Annotated in this window: 17 protein-coding genes; 13 read left to right on the plus strand and 4 right to left on the minus strand. The window is 73.9% G+C overall.

The window, feature by feature from the left end:
* Positions 1–83 precede the first annotated feature (83 nt).
* The 9 genes from QFZ64_RS04425 (at position 84) to QFZ64_RS04465 (ending at position 9021) form a co-directional block, all read left to right on the plus strand.
* Positions 84–704, plus strand: coding sequence for an L-threonylcarbamoyladenylate synthase (locus QFZ64_RS04425; protein WP_307062520.1), 621 nt, complete (start codon positions 84–86; stop codon positions 702–704).
* Between the two features lie 1113 nt (positions 705–1817).
* Positions 1818–2684, plus strand: coding sequence for a SigB/SigF/SigG family RNA polymerase sigma factor (locus tag QFZ64_RS04430; protein ID WP_307062522.1), 867 nt, complete (start codon positions 1818–1820; stop codon positions 2682–2684).
* A 193-nt stretch (positions 2685–2877) separates the two neighbouring features.
* A complete protein-coding gene (locus QFZ64_RS04435) occupies positions 2878–3177 on the plus strand; it encodes a DUF5133 domain-containing protein (RefSeq protein ID WP_307062524.1) in 300 nt (99 codons plus the stop codon).
* Positions 3178–3436: 259 nt separating this feature from the next.
* Positions 3437–3652, plus strand: a complete 216-nt coding sequence (locus QFZ64_RS04440; RefSeq protein WP_307062526.1) for a hypothetical protein — start codon at positions 3437–3439, stop codon at positions 3650–3652.
* Between the two features lie 225 nt (positions 3653–3877).
* Complete coding sequence (locus QFZ64_RS04445; RefSeq protein WP_307062528.1) at positions 3878–4909, plus strand: substrate-binding domain-containing protein; 1032 nt, start codon at positions 3878–3880, stop codon at positions 4907–4909.
* Between the two features lie 264 nt (positions 4910–5173).
* On the plus strand, positions 5174–7576 hold the full coding sequence (locus tag QFZ64_RS04450) for a nitrate- and nitrite sensing domain-containing protein (RefSeq protein WP_307062529.1): 2403 nt from the start codon (positions 5174–5176) through the stop codon (positions 7574–7576).
* Positions 7577–7651: 75 nt separating this feature from the next.
* A complete protein-coding gene (locus QFZ64_RS04455) occupies positions 7652–8083 on the plus strand; it encodes a roadblock/LC7 domain-containing protein (RefSeq protein WP_307062531.1) in 432 nt (143 codons plus the stop codon).
* A gap of 1 nt (position 8084) precedes the next feature.
* Positions 8085–8441, plus strand: a complete 357-nt coding sequence (locus QFZ64_RS04460; RefSeq protein ID WP_307062533.1) for a DUF742 domain-containing protein — start codon at positions 8085–8087, stop codon at positions 8439–8441.
* The gene (locus QFZ64_RS04465; protein ID WP_307062536.1) at positions 8428–9021 is read left to right on the plus strand and encodes an ATP/GTP-binding protein; all 594 of its coding nucleotides are present in this window, start codon (positions 8428–8430) and stop codon (positions 9019–9021) included. The genes QFZ64_RS04460 and QFZ64_RS04465 overlap by 14 nt, the downstream gene beginning before the upstream one ends.
* A gap of 47 nt (positions 9022–9068) precedes the next feature.
* On the opposite strand, the gene QFZ64_RS04470 is transcribed toward QFZ64_RS04465, so the two are convergent.
* The 3 genes from QFZ64_RS04470 to QFZ64_RS04480 all read right to left on the minus strand — a co-directional run bounded on the left by QFZ64_RS04470 (position 9069) and on the right by QFZ64_RS04480 (position 11771).
* Positions 9069–9983: a GlxA family transcriptional regulator gene (locus QFZ64_RS04470; protein ID WP_307062537.1), complete on the minus strand. Its 915-nt coding sequence runs from the start codon at positions 9981–9983 to the stop codon at positions 9069–9071.
* Positions 9980–10531: a cysteine hydrolase family protein gene (locus QFZ64_RS04475; RefSeq protein WP_307062539.1), complete on the minus strand. Its 552-nt coding sequence runs from the start codon at positions 10529–10531 to the stop codon at positions 9980–9982. The genes QFZ64_RS04470 and QFZ64_RS04475 overlap by 4 nt, the downstream gene beginning before the upstream one ends.
* Before the next feature lie 271 nt (positions 10532–10802).
* A complete protein-coding gene (locus tag QFZ64_RS04480; RefSeq protein ID WP_307062541.1) occupies positions 10803–11771 on the minus strand; it encodes an aldo/keto reductase in 969 nt (322 codons plus the stop codon).
* Positions 11772–11933: 162 nt separating this feature from the next.
* On the opposite strand from QFZ64_RS04480, the gene QFZ64_RS04485 reads away from it, so the two are divergent.
* From QFZ64_RS04485 to QFZ64_RS04500, 4 genes are all read left to right on the plus strand, one after another.
* Positions 11934–13469, plus strand: a complete 1536-nt coding sequence (locus tag QFZ64_RS04485) for a helix-turn-helix domain-containing protein (RefSeq protein ID WP_373430546.1) — start codon at positions 11934–11936, stop codon at positions 13467–13469.
* Between the two features lie 463 nt (positions 13470–13932).
* The gene (locus QFZ64_RS04490; protein WP_307062543.1) at positions 13933–15351 is read left to right on the plus strand and encodes a cytochrome ubiquinol oxidase subunit I; all 1419 of its coding nucleotides are present in this window, start codon (positions 13933–13935) and stop codon (positions 15349–15351) included.
* Positions 15352–15433: 82 nt separating this feature from the next.
* On the plus strand, positions 15434–16495 hold the full coding sequence (locus QFZ64_RS04495) for a cytochrome d ubiquinol oxidase subunit II (protein ID WP_307062545.1): 1062 nt from the start codon (positions 15434–15436) through the stop codon (positions 16493–16495).
* Between the two features lie 129 nt (positions 16496–16624).
* A complete protein-coding gene (locus tag QFZ64_RS04500; protein WP_307062547.1) occupies positions 16625–17122 on the plus strand; it encodes a DUF1360 domain-containing protein in 498 nt (165 codons plus the stop codon).
* Between the two features lie 328 nt (positions 17123–17450).
* Here QFZ64_RS04500 and lhgO read toward each other — a convergent pair whose 3' ends face one another.
* On the minus strand, positions 17451–18659 hold the full coding sequence (gene lhgO, locus QFZ64_RS04505) for an L-2-hydroxyglutarate oxidase (protein ID WP_307062549.1): 1209 nt from the start codon (positions 18657–18659) through the stop codon (positions 17451–17453).
* Positions 18660–18938: the final 279 nt, after the last annotated feature.

Consider the following 18938-nt stretch of genomic DNA (forward strand, 5'->3'; position numbering starts at 1 on the left):
GGGCGGGCGGGGTGTCGCCGGTGGATGCGTGCCGTACCCGGGGTCCGCGAGCTGATCCGGACGGCAGGCCCTAAGGTCGGTGGATGGCGAAGTACTTCGACGTTCATCCGGACAACCCCCAGGCGCGCACCATCGGGCAGGTTGCCGACAGCATTCGTGACGGTGCGCTCGTGGTGTATCCGACGGACTCCTGTTTCGCTCTCGGGTGCCGGCTGGGCAGCCGGGACGGGATGGAGCGGATCCGGACCGTCCGGCAGCTCGACAGCCGGCACCATTTCACCCTGGTGTGCCGGGACTTCGCGCAGCTCGGCCAGTTCGTGCACGTCGACAACGACGTGTTCCGCGCGGTGAAGGCGTCCACGCCCGGCAGCTACACGTTCATCCTGCCCGCCACCCCCGAGGTGCCGCGCAAGCTGCTGCACCCGAAGAAGCGGACGGTCGGCGTGCGCATCCCCGACCACCGGGTCGCCCAGGCGCTCCTCGCGGAGCTGGGCGAGCCGCTGCTGTCCAGCACGCTGCTCCTCCCGGACGAGGAGGAGCCGATGACGGTCGGCTGGGAGATCAAGGAGCGGCTCGACCACGTCGTGGACGCGGTGATCGACTCCGGCGACTGCGGGACCGAGCCGACGACGGTCGTCGACTTCTCGAGCGGCGAGGCGGAGATCGTCCGCCGGGGCGCGGGAGATCCTTCCCGGTTCGAGTGACGGCGAGCGGGACCGTGGGCGACGCGGGTCTGCGGTGCGGACCGTGCGGGCCACGGGTCGGCGACGCGGGTCGTGGGCCGGTGGGGGCCGCTGCCGGGTGAACCGGTACGGGCCCCACCGGCCCGCGTGCCGCGGGACCGTCCACGCGGGGCGTGGCGGAACGCGGACCGTGACGGCCGGGTGACGGTCGGCCTGGCGGCGCCGACGGCCACCGCGGTCCCGCGGCGCGGGCGGTGGCCGTCGCCTCCCTGCCCACGGGAGGCTGTTCCTCGGACGGCCGGAGCGCCGGGCGCGTGCGGCCGCCCACCTACCGTCCTGCACCCGGGGGCGCCGCACCAGACACGTTCCGGCCTGTGCGTCCGGCATTTTCCGGTGGCCGCAGGGCGCGGCCACGCAGGTCACGGGGAGGTGCTCGGCACATGCCGGAGCGCGGGGGCCGCGAGCAGGAACGTCGGGCCGCGCCGCGGTGGCCGGTCCTGCCGCCCGGAGGGCGTGTGAGGGGGGATGCCGAGCGGAGCGCCGGGTCGGGTCGAGCGGAGCCGAGCCGGACCGAGCCCTCGGGTCGGCTCGGTCCGGTGCGGGCCGTGTCCTGTCGGTCGCCGGTTCCGCGCACGGCCCGCGCACGGAGGCGCAAGCGGAGGGGGCCGCCGTGGGCGGGCCGTGCGGGTCACACGCCGGCGACCGTCAGTCTGGCATCCACCGCGGTCCGTGTCGCGTCGGAGCGTGCCTGCCGGTGACGTACCCGCCCGCACCCCTCGGCGGCCCGTACGCGTGGCGGCAGTGGCCCGTCCGCCGGGCGGACGGGACTTGCGCAACACTCCCGGGTCCGGTGCACGGCCGGGCGCGGGGCGCCCCGGGTGCGACGTGGCCGCCGCCCGTGGTTCCCCGCGCCGCCGAAGGCCGGGCGGAGTGCGTGAGGGGAGGGCGTCGCCTCGCTCCCGAGATGCGAAAAGGGGGTGTTTGGCCGCAGAGTGGCAGGGCAAGCGGAATTTCGTGCTTCGGACCGGAGGCGCGCCAGCGGGAGCGATACATCGGCTCTGCCGGACATCCGGTGAACCGAACGGTCCGCCTCCCGCGGTCATCCCTGACAGCATCGTGGAGGAGCTGTTCCGCATGCTCACTGACACCCCCACAAGCCGTCCCGGCGCCCCCGCTCGTCCCACCACACGTGGACCGCGAGCGCACGACGACGCGCCCGACACGGCTTCGGACTTCGCCCGGCTGGCCGCCCTGGAGGACGGCCCCGAACGAGAGGCGCTGCGCGACGAGTTGGTGACGGCCTGGCTGCCCATGGCCCATCGGATCGCCGGCCGCTTCCGCGACCGCGGAGAATCGCTCGAGGACCTGCGCCAGGTCGCGGCCCTCGGTCTGGTCAAGGCGATCGACCGGTACGACTGCGAACGCGGCGCGTTCGAGAGCTACGCCGTGCCCACCATCACCGGCGAGATCAAGCGGCACTTCCGGGACCGCATGTGGGCGCTGCGGGTGCCCCGGCGGGTGCAGGAACTGCGCAACAAGGTGCGCGTCGCCCGTCGGGAACTGATGCAGAGCCCCGGCTCCCCCGAGCCGTCCGCCGCCGACGTCGCCCGGCACACCGGGCTGACGGAGGAGGAGGTCGGTACCGGGATGGAGGCGCTGGAGAGCTTCAGCACCCTGTCGCTGGACGCGGCCATGTCCGCCGACGACGACGCCTACAGCCTGGCCGACACCCTCGGGGTGGCGGAGGCGAGCTACGACGTCGTCGTCGACCGGGAGGCCGCGAAGGAGGGGCTGCGGCGCCTGCCCGAGCGGGAACGGGCCATCCTGTACATGCGCTTCTTCCAGGACATGACGCAGAACCGCATCGCGGACCGGCTCGGCATCTCGCAGATGCACGTCTCCCGGCTGATCAGCCGCAGTTGCGCTCGGGTGCGCGAGGAGGCCATCGGGCGGAACGCCGCCGACCGGCGCGAGCACCCCGGGCGTACGAACGCCGGGTGACCTCCCGGGACGGCATCACGGCCCCCGTGCCCCGGCGCCTCACGCCCCGTTCTCACGCCTTCGCTCCTCACGCCCCTTCGTCCGCCCCGCGTCCCACCCCCCGTCTCCGCCGCTTTCCCCGTGTCCCGCGTTACTCCCCCCTCCCGGTCCGCTCGGCCGCCGACGGACTCACCGCCGTGACCAAGGAGTGCACATGCTGATGCCCCACCCCACGACGCTGCACAAGCTCCTCGAGGAGTACCAGGCGCTCGCAGCCCAGGAGGCCGCCGACGGCGTCACCAAGTCCGGTCAGCGGGTGCAGGACCTCGCGTACACACTGTGCGTGTCGACGGGCACGCGCGATGTGCAGCAGGCCCTGGACTACGCGCGGCGATACCTCGCCGCCGCCGGTGAGCAGGTGGTTCCGACCGTCGTGCCGCTGCACGGGCGTCCCGGAGTGCGGCGGGACGCGGCGAGGACGGTGCGGGAGCCCGCCGGGGGCGTCGGTTCCTGATCAGGGCCACGACTACGGAGGCACGACAGCAGGGCACGACCGACGAGCGGCCCCGTCGCTACGGCCGCCGACGGGCGCCGCGTCGCGGCGGCGCCTGACGAGCACCCGTCGCTCCGGTGTCCGACGAGCGCCCCGTCCCTCCGGTGTCCGGCGGCGGGCCGGCCCGTTACAGCCTCCGGCGGGCGGGCACCCGGGGGGCAGCCGGGAGCGGTCCCCCGGGGCCGACCCCGAGTCCGTCCGGGCAGGAAGAGGAGACATCATGACGACGTCACAACCCGATCCGTCCCAGCCCTCCGGGCCCACCGGCGAGCACGCCACTCCGGACGCCCTGCTGCACGCCCGCTCCGACGCCGAGGTCTCCCCCGAGGACGTGGTGCTCGCCTCCGGGAAGGACCTCACCCCGGGCAATCTGGAGTGGGCCAGGCGCAAGCTCGAAGCGGAGGGTCCGGCCGCGCTGGACAAGCTCCTTCCCTGACCCACCGCATCCCCACGGTTCCCCGTGTCCCCGGCAGGGCACGGGGAACTGACGCGAGCAACCGGCAACGAACGGGTACCTGTCCACAAGCACCGCTTGACTACCACCTGTCACACACGATTGGCTCCGGGCGAGCGACCGCCCGGACCACCGGTTTCCACCTCGTGGGACCTCCGGCATCGCCGCCCCCTTTGGCTCGGCCGCACAGCGAGGTGCCGCACCACCATGAACACTCCCGCTCCGCCCCGTCGTTCCCCCGCGCCCGCGCCCGCATCCGGGCGCCGCGCCGCCCTCGCCGCCTCGGCCTTCGTCGCCGCCGGTCTGCTCGCGGCGGCCTGCTCCGCCGGCCCGGACTCGGGGGCGGGGACCGGCGGGGCGGCGAAGGACAGCGGGGGACGGCCGAGGATCGCGCTGATCACGCACGGCGCCAAGGACGACGCCTTCTGGAAGCTGGTGCGCGCGGGCGCCGACGCCGCCGCCGCGAAGGACCACGTCGACCTGACGTACGCGAGCGACCCGGACTCCGCCGCGCAGGCCGACCTGGTGCGGGACGCCGTACGCGACCGGGTGGACGGCATCGCGGTGACCCTGGCCAAGCCCGAGGCCATGCGCGCCGCGATCACCGAGGCACGGTCCGCCAAGATCCCCGTGGTCGGCGTCAACTCCGGTATCGGCGCCTGGCAGGCGGAGGGTCTGCTGGAGTACTACGGCCAGGACGAGAGCGTCGCGGGCCGGTCCGTCGGCGACAAGCTGGACGGTCTGAAGGCCAAGCACGCCCTGTGCGTCATCCACGAGCAGGGCAACGTGGCGCTGGAGGCACGCTGCGCCGGGGTGAAGAAGACGTTCGACGGCCGGACGGACATCCTGTACGTGGACGGCACCGACCTCACGGCGATGACCACCGTCCTCACCGACCGGCTGCGCCAGGACCCGACCATCGACGAAGTGGTCGCCAACGGCGCGGACTTCGCGCTCGCCTCCGTCAAGGCCGTCAAGGCTGCGGGCAGCGGCGCGCAGGTCTCCACGTTCGACCTCAACAAGAGCCTGGTGAAGGCGGTGGAGCGGGGGGACGTGCGGTTCGCCGTCGACCAGCAGCCCTATCTGCAGGGCTATCTCGCCGTGGACGGGCTGTGGTTGTACCGCACCAACGGCAACATCAGCGGCGGCGGCGCGGCCCCGGTGCTCACCGGGCCCGCGTTCGTGACCAAGGAGAACGTCGCCTCGATCGCCAAGTACGCTGCGGGCGGCACCCGTTGAGCCGTGGAGCCCGCGCCCGTCCGGCCGGCGCCGGGGCTCACGGTGCGTGTGAGCACCGGTACGGATAGCATCGGCGCACCCCGCCCGCGTGCGGGACGCCCGCGCCCACCCCCGCGCGCCCGTCCCCCACGCCCGCACCGCACTGCCCCGCGGCGGCCGTCACCCGTGCCGTCCGCCCCGTACCGTCCCCGCCCGTTCCCTTCCGCTTCTCCTTCCGTGTCCGCCCCCCGCCCCCTTGCTCCCGCTGCTCCCCCTAGGACGACGATGTCTGCACGGACGGCCGCCCGACGCCGGCTCGGTTCCATACGTCTCTCGCTGATCCTGCTCGCGCTCGTGCCCAGCGTGACGCTCGCCGCGATCTGGGGCGTGACGACGGCGCAGATGTTCGCCGAAGGGCTGCGGCTGCGGCACCAGACGGAACTCAGCCGGTCGACCGGAGCGATGGGCACCGACGCCACGCTGGCGTTGCAGCGGGAGCGCGGTCTGTCCGCCGCCTGGCTGGCCTCGCCGCACGGCTCCCGCGCCGCCCTGGACGCCCAGCGCCGTACGACCGACGCGGCCATCGCGAAGCTGCAAAGACGCTCCGCGGCGGTCCGCAGCGCCCCCGCCCGCATCTCCGAGCGGATGTACTCCGTCATCGCCTCGACGAACAGCCTCGAGTACTACCGCGGCCAGGTGGACCACCTCACCGACATCACCGCCGGCCAGGTACTGGAGCAGTACACCTCGATCATCGACGATCAGATCCAGGCCTTCCAGGAGCTCTCCCAGGTCGACGACGGCGACCTCACCTCGCAGGCCGGCCCCCTGGTGGCGCTGGAGCACGCGGCGGAGCTGGCCTCGCAGGAGGACGCGCAGCTCACTCTCGCCTGGCCGTCGGGCAAGCTGGACGACGCGGCGTGGACCGAGTTCACGCGCCTGGTCGGCGCGCAGCGCTGGGTGGTGCGCGACCAGGTCGTGCCGTCGCTGCGCGGGTCGGCCAAGTCCCGCGCCGAGCAGGTCATGCAGGGCCCGGACTGGGCGACCCTGCGGCACGTCGAGGACCAGGTGTTCCAGGCGGGGGTCACCGGCCGTACGGCGCACCGCGAGGTCCGGCTGCCCGACTCCCGCCGGCAGTGGGACAAGGCACTGGACCGGCTCTCCGCGCAGTACGCCGACCTGATCCGGCAGCAGACCGACCAACTGCTCGACCGCAGCGCGGACAAGGCCCACTCGCTGCTCCTCAAGGCCGCCTGGCTCAGCGCCGGCGGGCTGATCGCCCTGCTGGTCTGCGTCGTCCTGTCCTGGCGCATCACCCGCTCGCTCTCCCGGCGGCTGCGCGGGCTGCGCGAGGCCACCCTGAGTCTGGCGGAGCGGCGGCTGCCCGACGTGGTGGCCCGGCTCGACCGGGGCGAGAAGGTGGACGTCGACGCGGCCACCCCGCCGCTCGACTACGGGCACGACGAACTGGGCCAGGTGGCACAGGCGTTCAACACCGCGCAGCGCACCGCCGTGCACACCGCGGTGGAGCTCGCCGACACCCGGCGCGGCTTCCAGAAGGTCATCCTGGGCATCGCCCGGCAGAGCCAGAACCTGGTCAACCTCCAGCTGAGCAAGCTCGACGCGCTGGAGCGCGAGCACGAGGACCCCAAGGTGCTCGCCGGCCTGTACGCGCTGGACTCCAACGCCAGCCAGTTGCGCCGGTACGAGGAGAACCTCGTGATCATCAGCGGTGAGCAGCCGCGCCGCAGTTGGACCGAGCCGGTGGCCCTGATCGACATTCTGCGCAGCGCCGTCGGCGAGGTCGCCCAGTACCAGCGGGTGGAGGTGCTCGTCGACGAGGAGGTGTCCGTGGCGCCGCCCGCGGTGGCCGACGTGATCCACCTGCTCGCCGAGCTGATCGACAACGCGACCGCGTACTCGCCCGCGCCGAGCCCGGTGGGGGTGCGGGCGGCGACGGTCGCCAAGGGGCTGGCCATCGAGATCGAGGACCGCGGGCTCGGCATGTCCGAGGAGGAGTACGCCGCGTTCAACGCGCAGTTGGCCGAGGCTCCGCAGTTCGACGTGGTGGCGCTCGCCGACGACCTGCGGCTCGGCATGTTCGTCGTCGCCCGGCTGGCCGTCCGGCACGGGATCGCGGTCACGCTGCGGTCCTCGCCCTACGGCGGGACGACGGCGATCGTGCTGGTCCCGGACGACATCGTGGTGCGCGACGCCGGCGAGGCCCCGGGGACGCCGCCCGTCACCCGGGACGCCACGGCGTCACCCGCCGACGGGTCGGGGGCCGGGGGCACGGAGGGCAGTGGTATCACGGGCGCCGGGCCGCGTGCGGCGACGGGCGCCGGGATCGTCCCCGGTCCCGGCCCGTCCGCGGAGGACCCGTCGGACGAGGGCCGTCCCGCCCCGCTGCCGCGGCGGGTGCCGCAGACCAGTCTGGCCGCCGAACTGCTGGCGGATCCCCCTCCGGACGCAGACGCCGGGGACCTCGCCGAGGACGAGTTCACCGCCGAGGACGCCGCGACCTCCCTCGCCGGATTCCAGCGCGGCACCCGCGCGGCCCTGGACGACGAACCGCTCGACGACGGCCCCGTCGCGGCCCGTGTCCCCGATGCCCGGGAGCCGGAGGACAGGCACGGCCCGGAGGATCGGGAGAACAGTGAGGGGAAGGCCGCGTCCGCAGAAACGTAGAACTCGTAGACCCGCAGGACCCGCAGGCAGCCCGTCCCGACTCCCCTCGCCGAACCGCTGATTAAGGACGAAGAGATGACACGCCCCGCCCCCGCCACACACAGCCGACTCGATCAGTTGCTCACCGCGATGGTGGAGCGCGTCGCCGACGTGAACCACGCCGTCGTGCTCTCCGAGGACGGACTGGTGGTGAGCAAGTCCACCGCGTTCGTGCGCGACGACGCCGAGCGGCTCGCGGCCACCGCGTCCGGCCTGATGAGCCTGAGCCGGGGCGCCAGCATGGACTTCCGCGGCGGTCCGGTACGCCAGGCGCTGATCGAGATGGCCCACAGCTACCTGATCATCACCGCCGCCGGACCGGGCGCCCATCTCGCCGTGCTCACGCACAAGGGCGCCGACGTGGGTGTCGTCGCGTACCAGATGAACATGCTGGTGAAGAAGATCGGCGAGCACCTCAGCGCGGCACCGCGCGGCACCGCCGGCCCCGCGGCCGACCTCGGCGAGTGAGGTGAGCCAGGGCGACGCGGCGGGCCGTCTGGTACGGCCGTTCACGCTGACCGGCGGCCGCACCCGGCCCAGCCGTGCCGACTTCACCCTGATCACCTCGGTGACCGCGGTGGACCCGCAGCCCGCCCGCGCGCCGCGGCCGCAGCCGGAACACTCCCGCATCCTGCGGCTGTGCGCGCGGCCGGTCGTGGTGGCGGAGCTCGCCGGCGCGCTCGACCTGCCCGTCAGCGTGGTGTCGATCATGCTCTGCGACCTGCTGGAGGCGGGCCGGATCACCGTGCACCCGCCGCGTTCGATCACCCGTACACCGGACCTGGACCTGCTGCAGAAAGTGAGGGACGGCCTTGGCCGGCTCTGACCGCACCGCCCCCGTGGTCGCTCCGCCCGACACGGTCAAGATTCTCGTCGCCGGCGGTTTCGGCGTCGGGAAGACCACGATGGTCGGCTCGGTGAGCGAGATCGTGCCGTTGCGCACCGAGGAACTGCTGACCTCCGCCGGGCTCGGGGTCGACGACCTGGACGGGATCGAGGAGAAACGTGTCACCACCGTGGCGCTGGACTTCGGGCGCATCACCATCAGCGAGGAGCTGGTGCTGTACCTGTTCGGCACGCCGGGGCAGCAGCGCTTCTGGTTCATGTGGAACGACCTGGCCATAGGCGCGCTCGGGGCGGTGGTGCTCATCGATGTGCGCCGGCCGGACACGAGCTTCGCGGCGATCGACTTCTTCGAGCGGCGGCGGATCCCGTTCGTCGTCGGCGTGAACGGCTTCCACGGGAAACATCCGTACGGGGCGGAGGAGATACGCGAGTCTCTGGCGCTGCCGAAGGACGTGCCGGTGCTGCTGTGCGACGCGCGGGAGCGGGGCTCCTGCCGGGACGTGCTGATCGCGCTGGTGGACCGGGTGATATCGGCGTCCGCGCACTCCGAGGACCGGTAGGGCGGCGCTCCCCCGGCTCCGCCGCCCGCTTCGGCTCCCCGCTTTCGCTACCGGACGGCCCGGGAGCGCAGGCGGCGGAGCATGCGTGCATCCTCGAAGCCGACCTCGCGGGCCGCCGCCTCGGCCGTCGCGCCCTGGCCGAGCAGTTGTTCGGCGCGTTCCAGGCGCAGGGTCTGCTGGTAGCGCAGCGGGGTGAGGCCGCCGGTCGCGCGGGTGAACAGGCGGGTCAGGGTGCGTTCGCTGACCCGGGCGTGGGAGGCGAGGCCGGCCAGCGGCAGCGGCTCGGCGAACCGCGCGTCGATCAGGTCCTGCACCCGGTGCACGGTGTCGTCCAGGTGGGAGCGGTGCCGCAGCATGGCACTCGCCTGCGGCTGGTCGCCGTTGCGGCGGGCGTGGACGACCATGGTGCGCGCGACCCGCGCGGCCAGGGCGGGGCCGTGCCGCAGCGCCACCAGGTGCAGGGCGAGGTCGATGCCGCTGGCGATGCCGGCGGAGGTGACCACCCGGTCGTCGGTGGTGAACAGCACGTCACGGACGACGGTGGCCCGCGGATGGCGGGCGGCCAGTTCGTCCTGGAGGTCGTGGTGGGTGGTGCAGCGCCGCCCGTCCAGCAGTCCGGCCCGGCCGAGGGCGTCCGCGCCGGCGCACACGCTGGCGACGGTGCCGCCGGCCGCGTGGTGGGCGCGCAGCCTGCGGAGCACCTCCTCGCCCGGCGCGGAGCACGCACGCAGGGTGGGTGCCCGCCAGCCCGGCACCACCACCAGATCGTCGGCGTCGAGCGCGGGCCAGTCGGTGGACGCGGTCAGCGGCAGCCCCTGGGCGCTGCGCACCTGCGGATGCTCGGCGACGTAGTGGAGTGCGTACGGCCTCCCGAGGCGTGCCGCACTGTCGAACACCTGAACGGGTCCCGCCAGGTCGAGCAGGTGGACGTCGGGCAGCAGGACGAGGACGACGCGGCTCACGCCGAGGATGCTGCCACGTCCGCGGCCAGCTCGGCGACGGTCGCGATCCGGGCGAACCGGTCGCGCAGGACGGCCACGGTGCGTTCGGTGATCGCCTCGGCGGAGAGGTCGCCGATCGGATGGGTGGCGGTGGCCTCGGGGACGAGCACCGTGCGGTAGCCGAGGTCGCTGCCGAGCCGGGTGGTGGTCTCCACGCACTGCTCGGTACGGATGCCGCAGACCCACAGCTCCTCCACGCCCGCCTCGGTCAGCAGTTGCTGGAGGTTGGTGGTGGTGAAGGCGTTGTGGGAGGTCTTGCGCAGAACCGGCTCGCCCGGCCGGGGCCCGTCCAGCTCCGCCAGCAGCCGGACGTGCCCGGAGTCCGGGTCGAACACGTCCCCGCTGCCGGGTGCGGTGTGCAGGACCCAGACGACGAGGTCGCCGGCCTCGCGGGCGAGGGCGGCCAGCCGGTTGACCGGACGTGCGACGTCCGGGTTGTCGATGCTGCCCCACGACGGGCGGGCACGGAACGATTCCTGGACGTCGACGACGATGAGCGCTCGTTTCATGTGCCGATTCTGACCTGCGGGTGCACCCCCTCGGCAGACCCGATCCGGGCCCGTGCCGGACCGATCCGGTCACGGGCCCGGTCGCAGGCCCGGTCGCAGGCCCGGTCACGGGTCCGGTCGCAGGCCCGGTCACGGGTCCGGTCACAGGCCCGGTCACAGGCCCGGTCACGGGTCCGGTCGCAGGTCCGGTCGCAGGTCTGTCCCGACTACCGTCCTGGCAGCGCCCTCGGGGCCGCCCCGGGACGCCCCCGGGGCGCGCTCGGCGCGGTCCTCAATGCCCGCTGACGGCGTGGGGCTCGTACGGCTGTTCCAGGCGCTCGAGATCCTTGTCCGTCAACTCGACGTCGAGCGCGGCGACCGCGTCCTCGACGTGCGAGGACTTGGTGGCGCCGACGATCGGCGCCGTCACGGTGGGCCGGTGCAGCAGCCAGGCCAGGGCGATCCGGGCCCGGGGCAGCCCGCGTTCGGCGGCGATCGCGGCGACGGCCTCGGCGATGCGCCGGTCTCCCTCCCCGTACAGGGTCCGGCCGAAGTTGTCGGTACGGCTGCGGGCGGTGTCCTCGTCCCAGTCGCGGGTGAGCCGGCCGCGGGCCAGCGGGCTCCACGGCAGGACGCCGACGCCCTGGTCGGCGCAGAGCGGCAGCATCTCGCGCTCCTCCTCGCGATAGAGGAGGTTGTAGTGGTTCTGCATGGACACGAACCGGGTCCAGCCGTGGAGTCGAGCCGTGTACTGGGCCTTCGAGAACTGCCAGGCGTACATCGAACTGGCCCCGATGTAACGGGCCTTGCCCGCCTTCACCACGTCGTGGAGGGCCTCCATGGTCTCCTCGACGGGGGTCGACGGGTCGAAGCGGTGGATCTGGTAGAGGTCGACGTACTCCGTGCCGAGGCGGCGCAGGCTGTGGTCGATCTCCGTCATGATCGCCTTGCGTGAGAGTCCGCCGCCGTTGGGCCCCTCGTGCATCCGGCCGTTCACCTTGGTGGCGAGGACGATCTCCTCGCGCCGCGCGTAGTCCTTCAGCGCGCGGCCGACGATCTCCTCGCTGGTGCCGTCGGAGTAGACGTTGGCGGTGTCGAGGAAGTTGATCCCCGCCTCCAGGGCCTGGCGGATCAGTGGCCGGGCGGCGTCCTCGTCGAGGGTCCACTCGTGGCTGCCGCGCGCGGGCACGCCGAAACTCATGCAGCCCAGGCATATCCGGGACACGTCGAGCCCCGTGGCACCGAGCTTCGCGTACTGCATCGATCACTCCCGTTCGCCGTGCGTCCCCGGGCGGGCGGCCCGCCCTGCCCCCTCTGGGTTCCCAGGGAGATCCCCCAGGAATCCCCAAGGCATCCCCGAATGATCCCGGAGGTGTCCCTGGGATAGGGTCGCGGGCCGGAAGTCTGGGGGAAAGTGGTGAACATGGCGGATGTACCCCTGGGTGTTCCGGGCGAGGAGGAACGGCCCGTCGGCGCGGGCGGCGACCGCGGTGGCGGCCGGCCGTGGATGCGTGACCTGCTCGAACATCTGCGCCCCGCGGCGCGCGATCCCGGCCGGGTGGTGAACTGGCTCGGTGACGCGGTCGACGGGACGGCCGCGCTGGGCAACCGCCGCGGCGGGCTGCTCGCCGGGCGGCGGGCGCTGCCCGACGCACGGCTGGTGGCGGATCTCGCCGCGGGCCGCCTCGCGTCGGCGGCGGTGGACCACGAGGGGCAGCACGCCAGGCTGGTCGCGGTCGGGCGGGCCCCGTCGGCGTACGTACTGGCGGTCTGGCGCGACCGGCCGTTCGACCAGCGCGCGGCGGAGATCGTCGCGGCCACGGCCTGGGTCCTCGACATGCTGCTGCAGGAGCGCGGGCGCGCGGCGGAACGCCGCCGGCTGACGCGCGCCACCGCCGACCTCGGGCTTGCCGTGCTGCAACTGCTGATGGTCGGGGACACGGTCGCGGCCCGCCGGGTCGCCGCGGGCATGTGGCCGGGGCTGCTCGACGCGGACGGACTGTGCGTGTACGTCCTGGAGGGGCCCGCCGGTGACCGGGAGCACCTGGCCCGGCGCTGCGCCGAGGTCACCGCCGGACGGGCACTGGTGGTGCGCTGCCCCGCCGAGAACCGGCACCTGATCATGGTGGCGCCGCACGCGTGGGGCACCGAGGCCGCCGAGGAGCTCCAGGACGAGCTGCGCACCCTTGCCGACGGGACGTCCGGGGTGTTCCTGGGCGGCAGCGTCCGGCAGGAACTCGGCGAGACCGCGGTCGCCTACGGGCAGGCCGTGAACGCCCTGATCGTCGCCAGGTTCCGTCCGGAGGCGGCGGCGATGTACGCCGAGCGCACGCATCCGCAGCGGCTGATGCCGCCGGGCGCCCTGCACGGCTGGGCGGACCGGCTGCTCCTGCCGCTCGGCACGCTTCCGCTGGCCACGCACGCGGAACTGCAGGCGACGACCCGGCTGGGCCTGGAGTTCACGGCGGTGAAGGCGGCCAAGGTGCTCGGCGTGAGCCGCAACACGGTACGGGCCCGGATGGACCGCACCGGACAGCTCCTGGGCGCCGACCTCGGCGACCTGCGCACCCGTGCCGTGGTCCATCTCGCCCTGTCCGCGCTGGCGGACGGGACGGGGTGCGGGGACGGACCGCGGGACGGTTCGGCCCGCGGGGCCGCGCCGCGCCTCGGAGACCTGCTCCAGGCACCGCACCTGCGCGTCTGGGCACAGGGGCTGCTGGACCGGCTCGCGGAGGACTCCCGGGACCTGCGCGGCACGCTACGCGCGTGGATAGCCGCCGGGGCGAACGCCGAGCGTGCCGCGCAGGAGCTGGGGGTGCATGTGCAGACGGTGCGCGAGCACGTACGGGCGGGTGAGCGGGCCCTGGAGCGCCGGCTGCTGGCCGGGGGCAGTGACCTGTACGAGGTCGTCCTGGCGCATCTCGCGGTACGGGAGCTGGAGGAACCGGCGCTGGGTTGAGCGGGGAGAACGCCCGCCGGACCGGACGAATCGGGGCATCCCGGATCGGGCTGTGCACGGCTGAGTGCCTGGTGGGCGGGGGCGGGCATCCCCGCGATGGCCGAAAGGGCGGGGAGCGGCCTAGTTTGCAGGAACGTTCGCCTCCGGGGGCGGCAGGGCGCGACCGGCACGGGGGTTCGGTCGCGCGTGGCGCTCCCGGGGGCGGACCCGCTCCCCCTCACGCCTCACCCGCTCCCCCGCCCGTCCCCGCCACGGGTGTCGCCCGCCGCGCCACTGGCCCACGGCCCCGCCCCGTCCCACTCCGCCGCACCTGCTTGCCGCCTCCCCACGCCGTCGTTCGGCCCAAAAAGTGGTTCGGAGTGACGGGCCCGGGTACAGCGGTGGCGTCGTGCGGTCGAGTCACCGTTCCCGGAGGGGGCGGCGAGGACGACCGCGTCGTGCTCGCAGGTGCGCGGGAGAACTCGTGAACGATGTCGGCCTCGCCTCCGGTCCCTGGCCCGTGCTCGTGCTGGCGCGCGCCGCGACGGAGGCCGATCTGTCCGCCGCGAGAGCGCAGATGGGTTTCTCCCTGGCCTGGCACATCGTCGTGGCCTGCCTCGGGGTCGGGCTACCCGCGCTCACCCTCCTCGCGGAATGGCTCGGCATCCGGCGCGACGACCCCTCGCTGAAGCTGCTGGCCCGCCGCTGGGCGCGGGCCATGGGCGTGCTGTTCGCGGTGGGCGCGGTGTCCGGAACGATCCTCAGTTTCGAGATGGGGCTGCTGTGGCCCGGCCTGATGGGCAGGTTCGGCCAGGTCATCGGGTTGCCCTTCGCGCTGGAGGGCATCGCGTTCTTCATCGAGGCGATCTTCCTCGGCATCTACCTCTACGCCTGGGACCGGCTGTCCCCGCGCCGGCACCTGCTCACCGGCATCCCCATCGTGGTCGCGGGCACGGCCTCCGCCTTCTTCGTGGTCTGCGCCAACGCCTGGATGAACCAGCCACGCGGTTACACCCTGCGCGACGGCAAGGTCGTCCAGGTGGACCCGTGGGCGGCGATGCTCAACCCGGCCGCCCCGCCGCAGACGGTGCACATGATCCTCGCCGCGTTCATGGTGGCGTCGTTCCTGACCGCGTCCGTCTACGCGGTGGCGCTGCTCCGGGGCCGCCGGGACGCGTACCACCGGGCCGGCTTCGCCATCCCGTTCGCCTTCGGCGCCGTGGTGACCCCGTTCCAGATCGTGGTCGGCGACTGGGCCGCCCGCTTCCTGGCGGACTACCAGCCGATGAAACTCGCCGCGATCGAGGGGGTGTACCACACCGGCTCCCATGTGCCGCTCACCGTCGGCGGAGTGGCCGGGAAGGACGGGCTCGAGTACGGGCTGGAGGTTCCCGACGGCCTGTCCCTGCTGGTCGGATACCGGCCCGGCACGGTGGTGCGGGGGCTGAACGAGGTGCCGCGCGCCCAGTGGCCGGCGGTCACGGGGGTGCACTGGGCGTTCGACCTGATGGTCGCGGTCGGGTTCTTCCTGCTGGGGCTCGGCCTGTGGCTGCTGCTGGCCTGGTGGCGCACCCGGCGCTCCGGCGGCGCCCTGCTGGACCGGCGCGGCAGCCGACTGCTGCTGGCGCTGGTCGCACTGGCCGGGCCGGCCTCCGTCGTGGCGCTGGAGAGCGGCTGGTCCGTCACCGAGCTGGGCCGGCAGCCCTGGATCGTCTACGGCGTGATGAGCGTGCGGGACGCGGTCAATCCGGCACCCGGGCTGATGACCGGGCTGTGGCTGGTGCTGGTGGTGTACGCCGCGATGACCGCGGCGACGTGGTACGTGCTGCGCCGCCTGGCCCGGAACACGGCCGTACCGGCCGCACCCCAGGACGCGGACGTGCGCGGTTATCCCGTCGTCTGACACACCCGGCTCACCCGCTCCCCCGTCCCCACGGCCACGCCCCGTTTCCCCCGTCCGTCCGCGCCTGCCCCTTGGAGGCACCGTGCTCGCCGACATCGCCCTCGCCGTCATGTGGATCGGGCTGACCTGCTACGCGCTGTTCGGCGGCGCCGACTTCGGGGCGGGCGTCTGGGACCTGCTCGCCGGCGGCGCCCGCCGGGGGCGGGAGCAGCGGCGGCTCATCGAGCACAGCATCGGGCCGGTCTGGGAGGCGAACCACGTCTGGCTGATCTTCGTGATCGTGCTGCTGTGGTCGGCGTTCTCGCCGGTCTTCGCGGCCGTGATGTCGACGCTGTACCTGCCGCTGACCCTGGCCGCCCTGGGCATCATCGCGCGGGGTGCCGCCTTCGCGTTCCGCAAGGCCAGCACCGAACTGTGGCAGCAGCGGCTGTTCGGCGCCTGCTTCGCCGTGTCCTCGGTGGTCACCCCGTTCTTCCTCGGCACCGTCGCCGGCGGGGTGGCCTCCGGTCGGGTGCCGCCGGGCCTCGCCCACGGTGACGTGCTCACCAGTTGGCTCAACCCCACCTCGGTGCTCGGCGGGGTCCTCGCGGTGCTCGCCTGCGCCCACTTGGCGGCCGTGTACCTGTGCGCGGACGCGGCCCGGGCGGGCGAGGAAGCGCTGGCGCGGGCGTTCTCGCACCGGGCCGTGCTCAGCGGGCTGTCCAGTGGTGCCGTCGCGCTGGCCGGTACTGCCGTGCTGCGAAGGGACGCGCCGGACCTCTTCCACGGGCTCACCCACCGGGCGTTGCCGCTGGTGGTGCTCAGCGCGGTCGCCGGTGCCGTCGGACTGGGGCTGCTGCGCACGCGGCACTACGTCGCGGCGCGGGCGGCGGCCGCGGCCGCCGTCGCGGCGATCCTCTGGGCGTGGGGAGCCGCCCAGTACCCGGCCATGCTGGTCGGCAGCCTGACGGTGGACGGGGCCGCCTCGCAGTCCTCGGTCCTGTCCGCCTGTCTGATCGTCCTGGCCTGCGGCGCGGTCCTGCTCGTGCCCTCGCTGTGGCTGCTGTACGGAACGTTCCAGCGGGCGGACGGGGCGGGCCGGTCCGCGTCCGGCGGGCCGGGGCACGGCGGGGATGCGGGGTCGGCGGGCGACTCCCGCGTATGACGGCGACCGACCGGGGCACCCGGCCCGCGCACACCGTCCGCGCACGCCGGAGCGCGGCCCGGACCCGCCCAGTCCCCTGTCCCCTGTCCCCTGTCCCCTGTCCCCTGTCCCCTGTCCCACGGAGGAAGCATGACGAGCAACAGCGTCGCCCGCGGCTACGACACCGAGGAGAACGTGCCCCTGGCGGGGTACGCCACCGTCGCGGCGACCTTCGTGGCCTCACTCGCGACGTTCGCCGTCGTCGTCCGGCGCCGCGGGGTGAGCCTGCCGGAGCGGGTGCCGCCGTACGACCTGCTCCTGCTCGGTGCGGCGACGTACAAGACGTCCCGGCTGCTGACCAAGGACAAGATCACCGCCTTCCTGCGGGCGCCGTTCACCCGGCGGCAGGAGGACACCACCGCCGGCGAGGTGATGGACGAGCCCAAGGGCGACGGGCTGCGGCTCGCCGTGGGCGATCTGCTGTCCTGTCCGTTCTGCGCGGCCGCGTGGACGGCGGGCGGACTGGTGGCGACGTACGCGGTGGCGCCGCGCGCCGCGCGGCTGGTGTGCGCGGGCTTCGGGGCGATGACGCTGGCGGACTGGCTGCAGTACGCGTGGACGTGGACGCAGGAGAAGGCGGAGGGTTGACGCCTTCCCTCCGGGGGTCGGCCGGGGTCGCTCCTGAGGTCTCGCTCCCAGGGGCGGGGAGACCGCTCGAGGACTCGGGTGGGGCTGGTTCGTCGGCGGGTGCGGGTGGGGCCGTGGCGGGCCGCGCGGTTCCCCCGCCCCTGAAGGGACGCGGCGTCGGCCCTGGAGCAGGAGCCGGGTCAGGTACGCACAGCCGCCGCCTCCCCGGGCGCCCGCGTGCTCTCCGTCGCGGGGGAGGGGGCCGGTGCCCTCCCCCGCGGCGGCACGCCCGAGCCCCTGGCACCGCCCGGCGGCACCGGTTGGCCCGAACCGCTTCCGGCGCCGGGCGTCAGACGCCGGACACGTCGCCGAACACCGCGTCGGTGATGTGCTCGGCGATCGCCAGGGAGGCCGTCGCGGCCGGTGAGGGCGCGTTGCGCACGGCGGTGATCCGGCCCGTCCGGTGGATGCGGAAGTCGTCCACGAGGGTGCCGTCGGGGTCCAGCGCCTGGGCACGCACTCCGGCGCCGCCGCGGACCACGTCGGCGACGCCGACCCCGGGCACGTAGCGGCCCGCGTCCTTCATGAAGGCCGCCCGGGACAGCGAGCCCCGGTACTCCTTGAGGCCGGTCCGCCAGTGCCGGGCGGCCATCCGCCAGGTACCCGGGTAGGCGGCGAGCCGCGCGAGGTCCCGCGGCGAGACCTGGGAGCGCCGGTAGCCCTCGCGGGCGAGCGCCAGGACGGCGTTGGGGCCGACCTCGACCGAGCCGTCGACGCGCGGGGTGAAGTGCACGCCGAGGAACGGGTACCGCGGGTCGGGCACGGGGTAGACGAGGCCGCGCACGAGGTGTGCCCGCTCGGGTCTGAGGAGCATGTACTCGCCCCGGAACGGGACGATCCGCGGCTCCTCGCTGTCCCGCGCGAGCCGGGCGACGGAGTCGGACCGCAGCCCGGCGCAGAGCACCAGCCGGTCGACGCGGACCGCCTCCTGTCCGGAGGCCACCTCGATGCCGCCAGGCACGCGGGTGATCGAGGCGACCGGGAAGCCGAGCCGGACCTCGCCGCCCGCCGCCTCGATGTCCTTGGCGAACTCCCGGGCGATCGCCGGGTAGTCGGTGATGGCGGTGCGCGGGGAGTGCAGGGCCGCGAGGCCGCCCGCGTGCGGCTCGATCTCCTTGATCTCCTCCTTGGAGACCTTGCGCAGTTCGGGCACATGGTTGTTCCTGGCCCGCTCGTAGAGGTTCTCCATCCGGCCCAGTTCGTCCGGACGCACGGCCACGACGAGCTTGCCGATCTCCTCGTACGGCAGCCCGCGGTCCCGGCAGTACTCGCGCAGCAGGGCCACGCCCCGCACGGTCAGTCGGGCCTTGAGGCTGCCGGGCGGGTAGTAGATGCCGGCGTGCACCACACCGGAGTTGTGGCCGGTCTGGTGGACGGCGACCCTGGACTCCTTCTCCAGGACGACCACCCGGGTGCCGGGGCGGCGCAGGGCGATGTGGCGTCCGGTGGCCAGACCCACGATGCCGGCGCCGACGATGCCGATCGTCTCGTCAGCCATCGGCGTCCTCCTTCTCTGTCGTGCCGCTCCCGCCGCGGCGTCGGACGCCGCGGTGGGCGGCGGCCGAGGGCGCGGCGGAAAAAGCGAGGGACGTGCTCTCCCTGCGACTTGTACGCCGTCCCGGGGTCCCGGAACCCTCCACGACGCAAGTGGCCCGCATCCCTGGGCAGGGCGCGGGCCACCGCGCGAACGACCGTCAGCCGCCCGTCGGTCGACGGCCGGCGTGCCGTGAGCGTGGAAGGACTCGATGGCCTTCGGGCGCCGGGCCTGGCCCTTCTT

The sequence above is a fragment of the Streptomyces sp. B3I8 genome, from assembly GCF_030816915.1.
Lineage (GTDB): Bacteria > Actinomycetota > Actinomycetes > Streptomycetales > Streptomycetaceae > Streptomyces.